At 73.1% G+C, this 13,781-nt stretch carries 15 protein-coding genes; 5 read left to right on the plus strand and 10 right to left on the minus strand.

The annotated features are described in order from the left end of the window. Positions 1–78: 78 nt before the first annotated feature. The 4 genes from ACIRST_RS22330 to ACIRST_RS22345 all read right to left on the minus strand — a co-directional run bounded on the left by ACIRST_RS22330 (position 79) and on the right by ACIRST_RS22345 (position 3,020). Positions 79–981 carry a SigB/SigF/SigG family RNA polymerase sigma factor gene (locus ACIRST_RS22330; RefSeq protein ID WP_402803797.1) on the minus strand — a complete coding sequence of 301 codons (903 nt, stop codon included), beginning with the start codon at positions 979–981 and terminating at the stop codon, positions 79–81. A gap of 183 nt (positions 982–1,164) precedes the next feature. Beyond that, positions 1,165–1,464, minus strand: a complete 300-nt coding sequence (locus tag ACIRST_RS22335) for a hypothetical protein (protein ID WP_350519533.1) — start codon at positions 1,462–1,464, stop codon at positions 1,165–1,167. Further along, complete coding sequence (locus ACIRST_RS22340) at positions 1,461–1,946, minus strand: hypothetical protein (protein ID WP_350519532.1); 486 nt, start codon at positions 1,944–1,946, stop codon at positions 1,461–1,463. The genes ACIRST_RS22335 and ACIRST_RS22340 overlap by 4 nt, the downstream gene beginning before the upstream one ends. 156 nt (positions 1,947–2,102) lie before the next feature. After that, complete coding sequence (locus ACIRST_RS22345) at positions 2,103–3,020, minus strand: MBL fold metallo-hydrolase (RefSeq protein ID WP_402803801.1); 918 nt, start codon at positions 3,018–3,020, stop codon at positions 2,103–2,105. 130 nt (positions 3,021–3,150) lie between these two features. On the opposite strand from ACIRST_RS22345, the gene ACIRST_RS22350 reads away from it, so the two are divergent. The 3 genes from ACIRST_RS22350 (at position 3,151) to ACIRST_RS22360 (ending at position 5,470) form a co-directional block, all read left to right on the plus strand. Next, positions 3,151–3,360, plus strand: a complete 210-nt coding sequence (locus ACIRST_RS22350) for a hypothetical protein (protein ID WP_350519530.1) — start codon at positions 3,151–3,153, stop codon at positions 3,358–3,360. After that, the gene (locus ACIRST_RS22355; protein WP_402803803.1) at positions 3,360–4,754 is read left to right on the plus strand and encodes an amidase; all 1,395 of its coding nucleotides are present in this window, start codon (positions 3,360–3,362) and stop codon (positions 4,752–4,754) included. Before ACIRST_RS22350 ends, ACIRST_RS22355 begins: the two co-directional genes overlap by 1 nt. Before the next feature lie 158 nt (positions 4,755–4,912). Beyond that, positions 4,913–5,470, plus strand: a complete 558-nt coding sequence (locus ACIRST_RS22360; protein WP_402803807.1) for a TetR/AcrR family transcriptional regulator — start codon at positions 4,913–4,915, stop codon at positions 5,468–5,470. Between the two features lie 40 nt (positions 5,471–5,510). On the opposite strand, the gene ACIRST_RS22365 is transcribed toward ACIRST_RS22360, so the two are convergent. Further along, positions 5,511–8,453: a BTAD domain-containing putative transcriptional regulator gene (locus tag ACIRST_RS22365; RefSeq protein ID WP_402803809.1), complete on the minus strand. Its 2,943-nt coding sequence runs from the start codon at positions 8,451–8,453 to the stop codon at positions 5,511–5,513. 384 nt (positions 8,454–8,837) lie between these two features. After that, a complete protein-coding gene (locus ACIRST_RS22370; RefSeq protein WP_402803811.1) occupies positions 8,838–10,049 on the minus strand; it encodes an RNA-guided endonuclease InsQ/TnpB family protein in 1,212 nt (403 codons plus the stop codon). A 28-nt stretch (positions 10,050–10,077) separates the two neighbouring features. On the opposite strand from ACIRST_RS22370, the gene ACIRST_RS22375 reads away from it, so the two are divergent. Next, positions 10,078–10,233 (plus strand): hypothetical protein, encoded by a 156-nt coding sequence (locus tag ACIRST_RS22375; RefSeq protein WP_402803813.1) that lies wholly within the window; start codon positions 10,078–10,080, stop codon positions 10,231–10,233. 193 nt (positions 10,234–10,426) lie between these two features. Then, positions 10,427–11,149, plus strand: a complete 723-nt coding sequence (locus ACIRST_RS22380; RefSeq protein ID WP_402803815.1) for a heparin lyase I family protein — start codon at positions 10,427–10,429, stop codon at positions 11,147–11,149. A 63-nt stretch (positions 11,150–11,212) separates the two neighbouring features. Here ACIRST_RS22380 and ACIRST_RS22385 read toward each other — a convergent pair whose 3' ends face one another. From ACIRST_RS22385 to ACIRST_RS22400, 4 genes are all read right to left on the minus strand, one after another. Then, positions 11,213–11,509 carry a hypothetical protein gene (locus ACIRST_RS22385; protein WP_402803817.1) on the minus strand — a complete coding sequence of 99 codons (297 nt, stop codon included), beginning with the start codon at positions 11,507–11,509 and terminating at the stop codon, positions 11,213–11,215. Between the two features lie 96 nt (positions 11,510–11,605). Continuing rightward, positions 11,606–11,854 carry a hypothetical protein gene (locus ACIRST_RS22390; RefSeq protein ID WP_402803818.1) on the minus strand — a complete coding sequence of 83 codons (249 nt, stop codon included), beginning with the start codon at positions 11,852–11,854 and terminating at the stop codon, positions 11,606–11,608. A gap of 125 nt (positions 11,855–11,979) precedes the next feature. Beyond that, positions 11,980–12,219, minus strand: a complete 240-nt coding sequence (locus ACIRST_RS22395; RefSeq protein WP_402803820.1) for a hypothetical protein — start codon at positions 12,217–12,219, stop codon at positions 11,980–11,982. A 25-nt stretch (positions 12,220–12,244) separates the two neighbouring features. Then, positions 12,245–13,762, minus strand: coding sequence for a hypothetical protein (locus ACIRST_RS22400; RefSeq protein ID WP_402803822.1), 1,518 nt, complete (start codon positions 13,760–13,762; stop codon positions 12,245–12,247). Positions 13,763–13,781: the final 19 nt, after the last annotated feature.

Genomic DNA, 13,781 nt, shown 5'->3' on the forward strand with positions numbered 1-13,781 from the left:
TTAGGGAGGTCGCGCCCGTCGGCCAAGCAGGGGGGCGTGAACCGGCCCCGCTCCGGGCGGTTTCCCCGCGGCGCACGGTCAGGAGTCCTCCAGACCCTCGCGCAGGCGTCGCAGGGTGCGGCTCAGCAGCCGGGAGACGTGCATCTGGGACAGCCCGAGGCGTTCGCCGATCTGGGACTGCGTCAGGTCCTCGCAGAAGCGCATCGACAGGATGCGGCGTTCGCGCTCGGGCAGCGCGGCGACCAGCGGTTTGAGCGCCACCAGGTCCTCGACGAGGGCGAGGTCCCGGTCGTCCTCGCCGAGGCGCTCGCCCAGCGGGCCGGGGCGGTCGTCGTCGTCCGTGCCGGTGTCCAGGGAGCCCGCGGTGTGCGCGTTGGCGGCGGTCATGCCCTCGATCACCTCCTCCGGGGAGAGTCCCAGGCGGTCGGCGAGTTCGGCCACGGTGGGTGCGCGGTCCAGCTCCTGCGCCAGGTCCTCCTGGGCCCGGGCCAGGGTGATGCGCAGTTCCTGGAGGCGGCGCGGGACGTGGACGGCCCAGGTGGTGTCGCGGAAGTGGCGGCGGATCTCGCCGAGGACGGTCGGCACGGCGAAGGTGGTGAACTCGACGCCCAGGCCGGGGTCGAAGCGGTCGATGGCCTTGATCAGGCCGACCGCGCCGACCTGCAGCAGGTCCTCCTGGGGCTCGCGGTGCGTGTGGAAGCGGCGGATCGCGAACCGCACCAGGGACAGGTTCATCTCCACCAGGGTGGCGCGGACGTAGGAGTACTCGCGCGTCCCCTCGTCCAGGGCGGCGAGGCGGCGCAGCAGCACCCGGGTGAGCTCCCGCGCGTCGGCCGGGGCGATCTGCCGCGGGTCGTCGACCGCGGCGAGTTGCGGCGGCAGCAGGCCCTGTGGCCCCGCGTCGGGCACGGCCGGACGGGACGACGGGGCGCCCGTCGACGGATCGGCGGAAACGGGCAGTTCACCAGTGGGCGTGACCATCGGATTCCCTTCCTCGTGTCGGCACGGTCGAACGCCCCGGATACCCGGTGCCCGCCGATCGATGCGGCCTCCCGGGGTGGAGGTTTCGTGAAACCCGTCCGCGAGGCGGGCGGGTGGTCGGCGAACCGCCCGCCCCCCGTACTGTACCTACTGGTACGTACCGTGCCGCGCTCCCGGACGCCGTCAGGCCGTGGGGTGGTGGAGTTTGCGGGCGGCGGTGCGGATGGCCAGCGTGTACGGGGTGTCGAGGGCACGGGTGGGGGCGTCGAGTTCGTCGAAGGGCACCAGGGCCCGGTGGGTGTCGTCGGTGGCCTGGGTCCAGGCGGTCCAGGCGTTGTGGACGTCCTCGTCGGTGACCGCTTCGCCCTTGGCCTGGAGCAGGACGGCGTAGATGCGGAACAGGTCGTCGGAGCCCGCGGGAGGTCTCGCCTCCGTGGGCAGGCAGTCGCGGATCAGGTCGGCGATCGGGTCGAGGTGGCTCATGGGGACAGTGTGCCGCTGACCAGGGTGCCGGTGAGGAGGATCAGGTGGGCCGCCGCGAAGACGACCGGCACGGCCCGCTCGGTGGTGCCGAGTTCGGTGTAGTGCTTGTGCCAACGGCCGCGGCGGGAGGCGTTCCTGAGGGTGTCCCACTCGTCGGTGTAGATCCGCGCGGCGAGTTCGTCCTCCAGGGCGTTGATGACCTTGAACTTGGCGGCGTTGAGGTCCCGGTAGCTGCGCAGTTGCATCCACCAGGCGACGGAGAGGGTGATGCCGGCCAGCGCCACGGCCGTCGGCACCCACCACGGGGACTCGGAGAGCCGGGGTATGCCGAATCCGATCAGGGTGACCAGGGCGGTCTGCACGGACAGGAAGAAGGTGTTCGCGGTGCCCCGGCGGGCCGAGACGCGGTCGGCCATCTCCACGGCGAGCTTGTAGAGCTCCAGCAGTTCGCTCGGTCGGTCCGGCGGCGGCGGCACGGTCATCGCGGCTCCCTCGGTCGGGCGGGGCGGGCGGGGCGGCGGGGACGAACCGTTCGGGCACGGTGGCGCCCCGCCGTCACTGATGCGACGTCACTTCCCTTGCCGCGGGGCGTTCTACCGGCCGCGCGGGACCGGTCCGGCGACCGTGCGGCTCACGGCTCAGGCCGCGGGGACGGGCTCCAGGCGGTAGGCGTCGCCGTGGGTGCGGACGCGCCCGGCGGTGGGCGGGGCGAAGTGGGTGCCCAGCAGGAGGGTCCCGGTGTCGGCGAGCGAGGCGAGCAGGTCGTGGCGGGTGGCCCGGGAGCGCTCGGGGTCGATGTCGACGCAGGCGCCGACGGCGGGGTGGGCGAGCTGGACGGGGTGGTGGACGCAGTCGCCGGTGATCAGCGCGGTGCGGCCGCGGCTGGTCAGTTCGACGGCGACGTGGCCCGGGGTGTGGCCGGGGGTGGGCAGCAGGCGCAGGCCGGGGGCGACGGCGAGGCCCTCGGCGGGGACGTCGAGGAGGTCGAGCAGGCCGGCCTGCTCGACCGGGAGGACGGAGTCCTCGAACATCTGCCGGCGTGCGTCCTCCATCGGGTATCCGGCCCAGAACTCCCGCTCGGTGCGGGAGGTGAGGTAGCGGGCGCCGGGGAAGGTGGGGACCCAGCGGCCGTCCACGCTGCGGGTGTTCCAGCCGACGTGGTCGGCGTGCAGGTGGGTGAGGATCACCAGGTCGACGGCGTCGGCGGGGAAGCCGGCGGCGGCCAGGCGCTGCTCGTAGTCGGTGTCCAGGTCGTGCCAGGCGGGGTTGGCGCGCTGCTTGCCGTTGCCGATGCCGGTGTCGACGAGGACGCGCAGGCCGCCGACGGTGAACGCGAAGGTGTGGCTGGCCAGGCGCAGCGTGCCGTCCGGGTCGGCGAAGTGGGGGTGCAGCCAGTCCTGACCGGCCACCAGCTCGGGGGTGGCGTCGGGCAGGAGCCAGGGGCCGGTCTCGCGGGGCAGGGCGATCTCGTCGATGCGGTGGACGGTGATGTCGCCGACGGTCCAGGTCGGGGCGGATGCGGATGCGGGAGCGGGGGTGGCGGCGGGGGCGGACATGGGCTGCTCCTTCGGTGCGGGCGGCGGCCCGGGGGCCGGACCGATCCAAACGCAACGCGTTTGCGTTAGGAAGACGGTAGAACCTACAGTCACCTAAAGCAAACCGTTAGCTTTTGGAAGGGGAGGACCCATGCCCACCGACGACCTCACCCCGCCGGAGGCGGCCCGCCAGGCCGCCCGCGCCGGCGTCCCGCTGCCCGCCGACCGGCACGCCGCGGTCGCGGCCACCGCCGAGCACATCCGCTCGGTGGTCGCCGTCCTGCGGGAGCTGGACCTCGCGGACACCCCGCCGGCCGCCGCCTACCGCGCGGTGCCCGACCACGGCACGGAGGTGGCGTGATGCAGCCGAACGAGCTGTCACTGGCCGCCGCCGCGCGGGAGATCGGCGCCCGGCGCCTGTCCCCCGTCGACCTGGTGGAGTCGGTCCTCGACCGCATCGAGCACGTCGAGCCCGGCCTCGGCGCCTACACCGAGGTCACCGCCGAGCGGGCGCGCGAGGGGGCGCGCGAGGCGGAACGGGAGATCGCCCGCAGCGGGCCGCGCGGGCCGCTGCACGGCGTCCCGGTCGCCCTGAAGGACCTGATCGACGTCGCGGGCCTGGCCACCGGGGCCGGCTCCCTGGTCCGCGAGGGCCACCGCGCGGAGGCCGACGCCACCGTGACCGCCCGGCTCGCGGCGGCCGGCGCCGTCCTCGTCGGCAAGACCCACACCCACGAGTTCGCGTACGGCCTGGTCACCCCGCGGACCCGCAACGCCTGGGACCGCGAGCGGATCGCCGGCGGCTCCAGCGGCGGCTCGGCGGCCGCCGTGGCCGCGGGCGCGGCGCCCTTCACCCTGGGCACCGACACCGGCGGGTCGATCCGGGTGCCCGCCGCGCTCAACGGCGTCGTCGGCCTCAAGCCCACCTACGGGCTGATCCCCCGCCACGGCGTCACCCCGCTGTCCTGGTCGCTGGACCACGTCGGACCGCTCACCCGCACCGCCGAGGACGCCGCCCTCGTGCTGGCCGCCCTGGCCGGCCACGACCCGCGCGACCCCGCCTCGCTCGACGTCCCCGCCCCCGAGCACCGGCCCCACCCGGACGACGACCTGACCGGCCTTCGCGTCGGCGTGCCGCGCACCTACTACTTCGACCGCGTCACCGAGCCGGTGGAGAGCGCCGTCCGCCGGGCCGTCGGACACCTGGCGGAGCTCGGCGCCACGCTCGTCCCGGTCGACATCCCGCTCACCCGCTACATCCGGGCCACCCACTGGGGCCTGATGGTCCCCGAGGCGACCGCCTACCACGAGGCCGCCCTGCGCTCGGCGCCCGAACGCTACGGGGAGGACGTCCGCGTCCTGCTGGAGGCCGGGGCGCTGATGAGCGCCACGGACCACCTGCGCGCCCAGCGCGCCCGGACCCTGATGCGGCAGGAGTGGGCGCGGCTGTGGGAGCAGGTCGACGTGATCGCCGCCCCGGCCGTCCCGATGACCGCCGTGCCGGCCGGCCAGGAGAGCGTCGAATGGCCCGACGGCACCACCGAGAGCGTCCCCGACGCCTACGTCCGGCTGTCCGCCCCCGCCAACATCACCGGCGCACCCGCCCTGTCCCTGCCCGTCGGCCACGACCCGGCCGGCCTGCCGATCGGCATGCAGCTGCTCGCCCGCCCCCTGGGCGAACACACCCTGCTGCGGGTCGCCCAGGCCCACGAGCGCACCCACCCGGTCCGCACCCTCGCCCCGGCGGCCGACTGACGGGCCCGGGCGGCCCGGGCGGCGAGAGCCGGGTCGGGCTGGGCCGCGGGAACCGGGCCGGGTCGCGGGAGCCGGGCCGGGTCGCGGGAGCCGGGCCGGGCGGCCGGGGGTTGCGCCGGGCCGGGCTAAACGCAACGGCTGCGCTTTAAGATGGCCCCATGAGTGGCAGGCAGATGGTGCGCCCCGGCGGGCGCAGCGCCCGGGTCCAGGCGGCGGTGCACACCGCCGTGCGCGAGCTGCTGGCGGAGGCGGGCCGGGACGGGCTGACGGTGCCGATGGTCGCCCAGCGGGCCGGGGTCACCCCCTCGACGGTCTACCGCCGCTGGGGCGACCTGCAGGAGCTGCTGTCGGACGTCGCGGTGGAGCGCCTGCGGCCCGACACCGCGCCGGCGGACCACGGCGACCTGCGGCGCGACCTGACGGCCTGGGCTGAGCAGTTCCTCGACGAGATGGCCTCCCCCGCGGGCCGCGCCTACGTGCGCGACGCCCTGCTCGGCGACCCGGACGGCGGCAACGCCGGCCGGTGCTCGGCCTACGCCGCCGACCAGCTCGACACCGTGTTCGCCCGCGCCCGCGAACGCGGGGAGCAGCCGCCCGGGGTCGAGGAGGCGGTGGACCGCGTCGTCGCCCCGTTGATGTACCGGATCCTCTTCCGCCCGGCGGGGCTCGACGCCGCGTACGCCGGCCGGCTGGTCAGCGGCCTCCTCGGCGCCTGACCCGCTGTCGGCCGGGGACGCGCACCGCGCCCGGCCGGGGTCAGCAGGGCCCCCGGCCGTACACCCCGGCCGTCGCCGTCGCCGTGGCCGTGGCCCGCGCCGGCGTGGCCGCTGCCGCTGCCCCGGGGGCGGCCGTGGCCGGGAGGGCCCGCAGGGCCGCCAGGGCGCCCGCCTCGCCCTCGCCGTACTGGTGGGCGCGGGCGGCGCGGACGGCGGCTTCGAGGTGGAGGGCGGCTTCCTCCGGGTGGCCGGTGGCGGCGAGGGCGCGGCCGTAGAGGGTCTGCAGCAGGACGCGGCGGGCGGCGGGGAAGGGCGGTTCGGCGACGGCCAGGCCGCGGGCGGCGTGGTGGGCGGCGTCCTCGGGGGCGCCGGCGCTCAGGCACTCCTGGGCGAGGTGCTGGCGGGCGAGGGCGACCAGGTCCGCGCGCCCGGCCCGCTCGGACAGCGAGAGGGCGCGCACCAGCAGGCCGCGGACCCGCGCGTTGGGACCGTAGCGGCCGAGGGCGACGGCCAGGTTCATCAGGGCGACGGCCTGGGCGGTGCCGTCGCCGGCCCGGGCGGCGAGGTCGGGGGCGCGTTCCAGGTGGACGAGGGCCTGCTCGTGGCGGCCCTCCTCCAGCAGGACCCAGCCGAGCAGGGCGCGGGCGCGGGACTGGGCGGCCGGGTCGTCGTCGGCCTCGGCGGCTGCCAGGCCGTGTTCGAGCAGCGGCACCCAGCCGTCCCGGACCTGCCACACGATCAGCGGCCACTGCAGCAGGACCAGGCGCCAGGCCCGGTCGTGCAGCCCGGCCGCGACCGCCGCCTCGACCGCGCCGCGCAGGGTGTCGCGCTCGGCGGTGTACCAGGCGAGCGCGCTCGCACGGTCCGGGAAGGGGCGGACGTCGGCGGGGCGCCGGGTGCCGGGCGGCAGGGTGCAGCAGGGTTCGCTGCCCGGTTCGGCGGCGTCGCAGGCGGCGACCAGGGTGTTCAGCAGGTGGTCGAGCAGGCGCGGCAGCACCTCGTCGTCGATGTCGCCGGGCAGGCTGCGGGCGTAGAGGCGGACGAGGTCGTGGAGGGCGTAGGCGTCGCGGCCGATCTCGACGAGGAGGTGGGCGGTGGCGAGCCGGCCGAGGGCGCCGGAGGCCTCGGCGGGGCTGCAGTCGGCGAGGGCGGCGGCGGTGCGGCTGTCGAGGGTGGTGCCGGTGTGGGTGCCGAGGCGGTGGAACATCCGGCGGGCGGAGCCGGGCAGGTGCTGGACGGTGAGGGCGAGGGCGGCGGCGACGCTGGTGTCCTCGACGTCGAGGATGCCCAGCCGGCCCTGTTCGTCGGCCAGTTCGTCGGCGAGGCCGGCCAGGTCGCGGGCCGGGCCGGTGGCGACGCGGGCGGCGGCCAGGCGCAGGGCGAGCGGCAGGCCGTCGCACAGGCCGGCCAGGCGGGCGGCGGCCTCGGGTTCGGCGGCGACCAGGTCGGCGCCGAGGGTGGCGGCGAGCAGGGTGACGGCCTGTGGCGGTGACAGTTCGGCGAGCGGGACGGGGCGGGCGGCGTCGGAGGCGACCAGGCCGCCGAGCCGGTCGCGGCTGGTGACCAGGGTGATGCAGCCGTCGCCGTCGGGCAGCAGCGGGCGGACCTGGTCGGAGCGGCGGGCGTTGTCCAGGACGATGAGCATCCTGCGCTCGGCGGTCAGTTCGCGGTAGCGGGCGGCCAGGGCCTCGGGGGTCGCGGGCATCTGCTCGGCGGGCAGGCCGAGGCCGAGCAGCAGTTCGCGCAGGACGGCGGGGGTGGAGCGTTCGGGCAGCGGGCTGTGGCCGCACAGGTCGACGAACAGCCGGCCGTCGGGGAAGTCGCCTTGGCGGCGGTGGGCCCAGTACAGGGCGAGGGTGGTCTTGCCGACGCCGGCGCCGCCGGTGACGACGGCGATCGCGCCGGGGCCGGCGGTGGCCCGGTCGAGCGCGGCCAGTTCGTCCTCCCGGCCGGAGAAGCCGCGCGGGCGGCGGGGGAAGGGCCAGGGCGTGGCGCGCGGCGGGCGGGGCGCGGGGGCGGGCCCGGCGGCGGCGGGGACGGGGACGGGCGGCGCGACCGGGGCGGGGGCGGCGGTGACCGGGGCGGCCGGGGCGGGGGTGGGTGCGGGTGCGGCGGTGCCGCGTACGGGCTCCGGGGCGGGTTCGGCGGTGCCGCGTCCGGGCGCCGGGGTGTCGGCGCAGGACGGGCCGCCGACGGTGGGCACCCGCGGCGGCGGGACCCGGCCGGGCCGCAGGGCGGCGGCGTCGGTGCGCAGCAGGCAGTCGTAGGCCTCGACGAGTTCGGGGCCGGGGTCGATGCCCAGTTCCTCGGCCAGGGCCCGGCGGGTGCGGTGGAACCAGTCGAGCGCCTCCGAGCGCCGCCCGGCCCGGCCGAGCGCCAGGACGAGCGCGGTGACCAGCGGCTCGCGCAGCGGGTTCATGGTGGCCTCGGTGGACAGCACGCCGGCCGCCGCGCCGTGGTCGCCGAGCCGGCCGTGGGCGCGGGCGAGTTCCTCGACGGCGGCGAGGCGCAGTTCCTCCAGGGCGTGCGCGGCGCACTGCAGCGGGACGCTGGGTGCGGTGCCGGCGAGTGCGGGGCCGCGCCACAGCGCGAGTGCTTCCTGGAGCGCAGCGATCGTGTCGGCGGTGTCGGGGGTCGACCGGGCGGAGCGCAGGAGGTGTTCGAAGCGGGCGGTGTCCACCGCGAGTTCGGGCACCCGCAGCTGGTAGGCGCCGCCGTCGGTGACCAGTTCGACGCCGCCGTCGGGCGCGCCGTGCGCGGCGAGCAGGGCGCGCAGGCCCGAGATGTGGTTGTGGATGACGGTGCGTGAGTGCCGGGGCGGTTCCTCGTCCCAGAGGGTCTCGGTGAGGCGGTCGACGGTGACCGGCGCGCCGGGGTTCAGCAGCAGCATGGCCAGCAGGCTGCGGCGCTTGGCGGACCCGGTCGGCAGCTCCCGACCGTCCGGGGCCACCGCGGCCACCGAGCCCAGCAGTCGGAAATCCAAGACCCGCCCCTCATTCATGTGACAAGCATATGACGACGGACGGCATGTCGATCACGGGAGCCGCCCGGGCGGCGGGACGCCGCCCGCCGGATGACCGAAGCGTGCGCGGTGATCCGTCCCGGCTGCCAGCGGTCCCGGGCAGTCCGGGACGCTGGAACGCCCGGGCAGGCTCTGACCAGGCATGATGCCGGGCCCCTGGAACGCACGGACGGGACGCGGCGATTCGGCGGAACACCCGGCGGCCACCAGAATGGTGCGGAACATTACCCGGAAGTACAGAGAAAGCGATACCTCATCATGGATCTCGGCGTGCGCTGGAAGCTGCACGTTGACTGCTCCCCCGCTTGAAGGTGGGAGATTTCTGACTCGTGCCGCATGGTCGCCCTACGGACGCCCACGTCCTACGCACTCGACGCCAGCCGGGGTCAGACCAGCCCGGATGAGCATGACGCGGGCGGAGTTCTTGTCCCTGGGGGACGAGATTCCGCACGCGGTGCAGGTATAGGTGCGCGTTCCCAGCGGCAGTGCGTGCTTGGCTCTCGCTCCGCAGTGCGCGCAGTCCATCGTGGTGTGCGCGGGATGCACCAGGTGCACGGTCCGCCCGTGCTTACGACCCGTCTCGATCAGGGCTCGTTTGGTCGCGCCGATGGCGGCGTCGGCGGCCTTCTTGGCCATGGTGGTCTTGGCGAGGAACTTCGGGCGGAAGTCCTCGACCGCGATGTGGTCGTGGTCGCGGACAACGGACTTGGCCCACTTGCGGGCGGCATCCTGCCGCTGTCGCGCAACCTTCCTGCACAGCTTGGCCCGCTGACGTTTGGCGTGCTTGTATCCCTTCGATCCAGGCTGGCCTTTCTTGGGCTTGCGTCGGGACATCATCCGGTCATATCTGGCCAGCTTCGCCCGTGCCCGCTTGCCGCATTCGATATGGGGAAGGTCGTGATCGTCGCTGGTGGTGGTCGCGATCTCCTTCACGCCCCAGTCGATGCCAATCACACGGCCGGTGTCCGGAAGCGCCGCGATGGTTGCAGGGACGACGAAGGAGGCATACCAGTGGCCGACGGCGTCCTGGTACACGCGCACGCTGGACGGATCGGTGGGCAGTTCCCGCGACCACACCACCGTCAGTGAAATGCCGCCGGCGAGGAGCAAGCGTCCGTCCTTGATCCTGAAGCCACGCCGCGTGTAGTTGAGAGAGGGTGGCGCTTCACCCTTCTTCTTCGGCTTGGGCATCCCCGCCCGCTGCCTGACCGGCAGCTTCGCTTTGATGTCCTTCTGGGCCTTCGCACGGGATTTGGCGAAGTCCCGTATCACCTGCTGCTGCGGCACCGACGCACCGTCGCGCAACCATGGCATCACGGCTCGGGCCTCGGTCAGCATCCTGTCCAGCTCGGCCGGACCGCAAGTCACCTTCGGCTCGCCATCGGGCCGGTCCCGGTTGGCGATGTGCCGCTGACGGGACTTTGCCACGCACTCGTTCCACACCCACCGACACCGGCCCCACTCACCCATGAGGGCGGTGAGAGCAGTGGACGACACGCGAAGCCGGTAGGTGTACCGAGCATGCCCGGCACCCTCCGAGTTCTGCGGTGTCGTCATGGTGTCAGATTAACAATGGACTTGAGGCGTGGACCATGGATCGCGCATCACGCTACGGCTACCCGCCGACACCCATACATGGCTGACCGGCCAGGCCAGACGTGAGCGACAGTCCCTCAACTCGCAGATCGTCCATCTGCTCGCCGGAACGCCGGAGCACCTCGACGATGATTCGGCTGCCTAGGACCCGCCGCGTGGGAAGCCGGATTCCTTCCCGATCTGAAGGCCGGGACATCCTCCGGTTTCTTCCGCGAGGACACGGGCGGAAGTGGCCCCGGGGTTACTTCCGCCCGTGATTCCGCCTGGTTCGCGGGCCCGACGGATGGTCGAATCGCTGCATACGCCCACGCAGACCGTCCGACCACCCCGGGAGAGGCATGTCCGACCTGACCGACCGCCGCAAGCTCGCCTACGGGAGCGTGGCAGCCGCCGTGCTCGCACTCTCCTGGGCCTCGGTGACCCCCAGCAGCGCGGCGGGGCAGGTCCTGTGGACCCCGAGCACCAGCAAGGGGGCGTCCTCCTTCGCCGCCGTGCAGTGCGCCTCGGGAAACTTCAAGGTCGTGAACGACACCGCCAAGGGCAAGGTGTGGCGGGCCTACCAGGCCGCCGGGCAGGAACGCTGCGAGACGCTGAGCCCCGACCTGAAGAACGGCGACACCTTCTACCTGGGCTGGTCGTCCAAAGTGGACATCAAGGACGCCAACAGCCGCTACGTCTTCCAGCTGAAGTGCGACCCCAGCACCGACACGGCCAACCACCCGATCGAGATCGACGCGACCAACGGCCGCATCCGGCTCCAGGAGTGGGACACCGACCACGTCGCGCACACCCTGTGGACCGCGCCGACGGCCAACGGCCAGTGGCACTCCTACGCGCTGAAGATCCGCCTGGGCCGCACCGACGGAACGATCGACTTCTGGTTCGACGGCAAGAAGCAGACCTTCACCACCGGCTCGGGCACCTTCAAGGGCACCACCTGGGACGGCAACCGCAACTACCTCAAGTGGGGCTCGTACCACGAGTCCACGGGCGACGCCACGAACACCTTCACCAGCCCGGTGATGGCCACCACGCTGGAGGCCGCCACCGCCGGCTCGTAAGAGGGGCGCGGAAACGTCCGCAGGTCCGGACCGCATGTGGGAGCGGCCCGGGCCTGCGGCATGTCAGGCCTGCTCGTGCTCCGCGTCCCGCTCGCGCGTCCAGCGCAGCATCGCCTTCACCTTGGCCAAGTTCTCGGGGCGCACCGGGGCCTTGCTCTCCGCGACGACCAGCGGATACTGCCGTGCCACCGGGAGCAGCTCGTCGTAACGAGGATCCCCCGGCACGAACTTGTGCCACCCGTCGTAGAAGAACCCCTCCGGGGCCTTTCCGCCGTACTGCTGCCAGATGGTGACGCCATCGGCGTCGAGCCTCGGGTTCCCGGTGACGTGGTAAGTCTCTGAATCAGAGTGCTCGCTCAAAGTACTCCTCCGGAATCGGCACCGCCTCGCGGCTTGCGCGGCGGAGACGTCCGCGGGCCCGGACCGCATGTGGGAGCGGCCCGGGCCTGCGGAATGTCAGGACTGCTCGTGCTCCGCTTGCCACTCCCGCGTCTTGCGCTGCATCTCGTCCAGCATGGCCAAGGTCTCGGGGTAGACCGGGGCCGTGCTCTCTGCGACAACCAGCGGCAGCTGCCGTGCCGCCGGGAGCAGCTCGTCGTAGCGGGCGTCTCCCGGCACGAACTTGTGCCACCCGTCGTAGAAGAACCCCTCCGGGGCCTTCCCGCCGTAACGCTGCCAGATGGTGACGCCATCGGCGTCGAGCATCGGATGCCCGGTGACGTGGTAGGTCTCGGAATCGGAATGCTCGCTCAAAGTAGTCCTCCGAATCTGCGCCGCCCCGTGGCTTGCGCGGCAGTACCTGCGAACGAACCAGTCCCACGGGGGTCCTGCTACTGCTCCGCGTTCCGCTCCCGCGTCTTGCGCTGCATCTCGTCGAGCCTGGCCATGGTCTTGGGGTAGATCGGGGCCGTGCTCTCCGCGACCACCTGCGGATTCTGCCGTGCTTGCGGGAGGAGTTCGTCGTAGCGCGGATCCCCCGGCACGAACTTGTGCCACCCGTCGTAAAAGTCCCCCGCCGCGGTCATTCCACCGAACTTCAGCCAGATGGTGACGCCATTGGCGTCAAGCATCGGGTAGTCCGTGACTTCATAGGGCTCAAAATGCTCGCTCAAAATACTCCTTCAGAATCTGTGCTGCCTCGCGGTCGCCGTAAGTGAATTGGTCCAGCGTCTTGGCGGTCCAGTTATTGAACGCCTCGGCGAAGTACTCGTGCGGCTGGCGGAGGTACGGAGTCAGATGCGGGTTGTTGCCGATCCGGTCCATGACCTGCTGTTGCACGTGCTGCCACTCCGGCTGACGACTTAACTTGCCATAGGCATCATCGACCGCGTGCCCGAACTCATGGACAGCAGCACTACTGGGCGTCTCGGCAATCGAATTGACCAGAAGTCTACGCTGGCCGGGGAGGTACATACCAGCTATGTAATCCGCCGGTGAAGTGCCTCCTACCGGGTTGACGCCGGAGAGATGGTAGCCACCCGGAAGTTGCGTGATAGGCCTGGGACCGATACTGACCCCACCGCCCGGCACCTCTTTCAGATGGTCCCAGACCTTGTCGAAGATCTCGTCCGGCACGCGCGCCAGCTCCGACTTCACCTTCGCGATGCTCGGGTGCTCCTCAACGTACTCAAGCGGCAGCTTCCCGGGCATCGGCAGCTCGACTGGCTTGGCATGCCTCGGGCCGCGCGGAACGTTCTCGCCGGGACGTCCGCGCGGTCCTGCCGCGCCGCCGGCAGCGCCGACGACGACGTCGAGGGGCATGACGGGCCCGGTCTTGAACTCGGCGTCGTAGCCGACACTGAGGCCGGCGCCGGTGATCATGCGCCCGGGGAGGGTGTCGGCGGCGTTGGCGGCCTTGGCCAGGCCGGCGAGGACGACGGACGCGCTCTCGGCGCGCTCGGCGGCGTTGACGACGACGCGGCCGCCGGCGCCGAGCCCGCCGCCGGCCGCACCCATGATGCCGCCGGTCTCGGCCGAGTCGGCGGCCTCGGTGAGGCTGTAGCCGCCGTCACCGAAGAACTCCACCCGAATCGGCTGAGCGACGGCGACGTCCACGGCGATCGCCTCGACCGCACCGAAGACGGCACCGACCAGGATCGTCGCCGCGATCGTGGCCACGACCTCGGAGACCGCGACACCGACCGACGCGGCGGTGGCGACAATGCCCGCGGCGGTGGCGACGGCGATGTCCGCCGAGATGCTGAAAGTGACGAACGCCAGGGCGCCACCCACGAGCAGGGTGCCGCCGACGATCGCGGCCTCCTCCTCCAGCTTCTTGATCGCCTTGTCGACCTCGTGGGCGAACTCGCGCAGCGCCTTGGCCAGACTGCGGCACGCCTCCGCGGTGTCGGGCAACCAGCCCTTGCCCTTGCCCGCACTGTCCTTGCCGCCGTAGTACCGGCCCCAGAACGTGCCGAAGGCGTCGATCGCGGGGCCGTGGTTGTTGGCCACGATGGCGGCCGCGGCCTGATTGGTGGGCGCGGTGACGTTGTCGATGGCGGTGGCCATCGCCTCCCACGCGTCGGCGACCTTGCGCAGCTTGTCCGGGTCGGCATCCGGCCACCACATGCCGGTGACCTTCTGGACGGCCTTCGCGACCGTGGACTCACCCACGGGCCGGCCCGAGGCAAGG

The sequence above is a fragment of the Kitasatospora sp. NPDC101447 genome, assembly GCF_044767225.1.
Lineage (GTDB): Bacteria > Actinomycetota > Actinomycetes > Streptomycetales > Streptomycetaceae > Kitasatospora.

Bases quoted from the DNA above. Each gene is read 5' to 3' on its own strand.
- ACIRST_RS22340 (WP_350519532.1), bottom strand. From the start codon at position 1,946: ATGACCGTGCCGCCGCCGCCGGACCGACCGAGCGAACTGCTGGAGCTC.
- ACIRST_RS22335 (WP_350519533.1), bottom strand. From the start codon at position 1,464: ATGAGCCACCTCGACCCGATCGCCGACCTGATCCGCGACTGCCTGCCC.
- ACIRST_RS22360 (WP_402803807.1), top strand. From the start codon at position 4,913: ATGAGTGGCAGGCAGATGGTGCGCCCCGGCGGGCGCAGCGCCCGGGTC.
- ACIRST_RS22380 (WP_402803815.1), top strand. From the start codon at position 10,427: ATGTCCGACCTGACCGACCGCCGCAAGCTCGCCTACGGGAGCGTGGCA.
- ACIRST_RS22350 (WP_350519530.1), top strand. From the start codon at position 3,151: ATGCCCACCGACGACCTCACCCCGCCGGAGGCGGCCCGCCAGGCCGCC.
- ACIRST_RS22370 (WP_402803811.1), bottom strand. From the start codon at position 10,049: ATGACGACACCGCAGAACTCGGAGGGTGCCGGGCATGCTCGGTACACC.
- ACIRST_RS22330 (WP_402803797.1), bottom strand. From the start codon at position 981: ATGGTCACGCCCACTGGTGAACTGCCCGTTTCCGCCGATCCGTCGACG.
- ACIRST_RS22345 (WP_402803801.1), bottom strand. From the start codon at position 3,020: ATGTCCGCCCCCGCCGCCACCCCCGCTCCCGCATCCGCATCCGCCCCG.
- ACIRST_RS22390 (WP_402803818.1), bottom strand. From the start codon at position 11,854: ATGCTCGACGCCGATGGCGTCACCATCTGGCAGCGTTACGGCGGGAAG.
- ACIRST_RS22355 (WP_402803803.1), top strand. From the start codon at position 3,360: ATGCAGCCGAACGAGCTGTCACTGGCCGCCGCCGCGCGGGAGATCGGC.
- ACIRST_RS22395 (WP_402803820.1), bottom strand. From the start codon at position 12,219: ATGCTTGACGCCAATGGCGTCACCATCTGGCTGAAGTTCGGTGGAATG.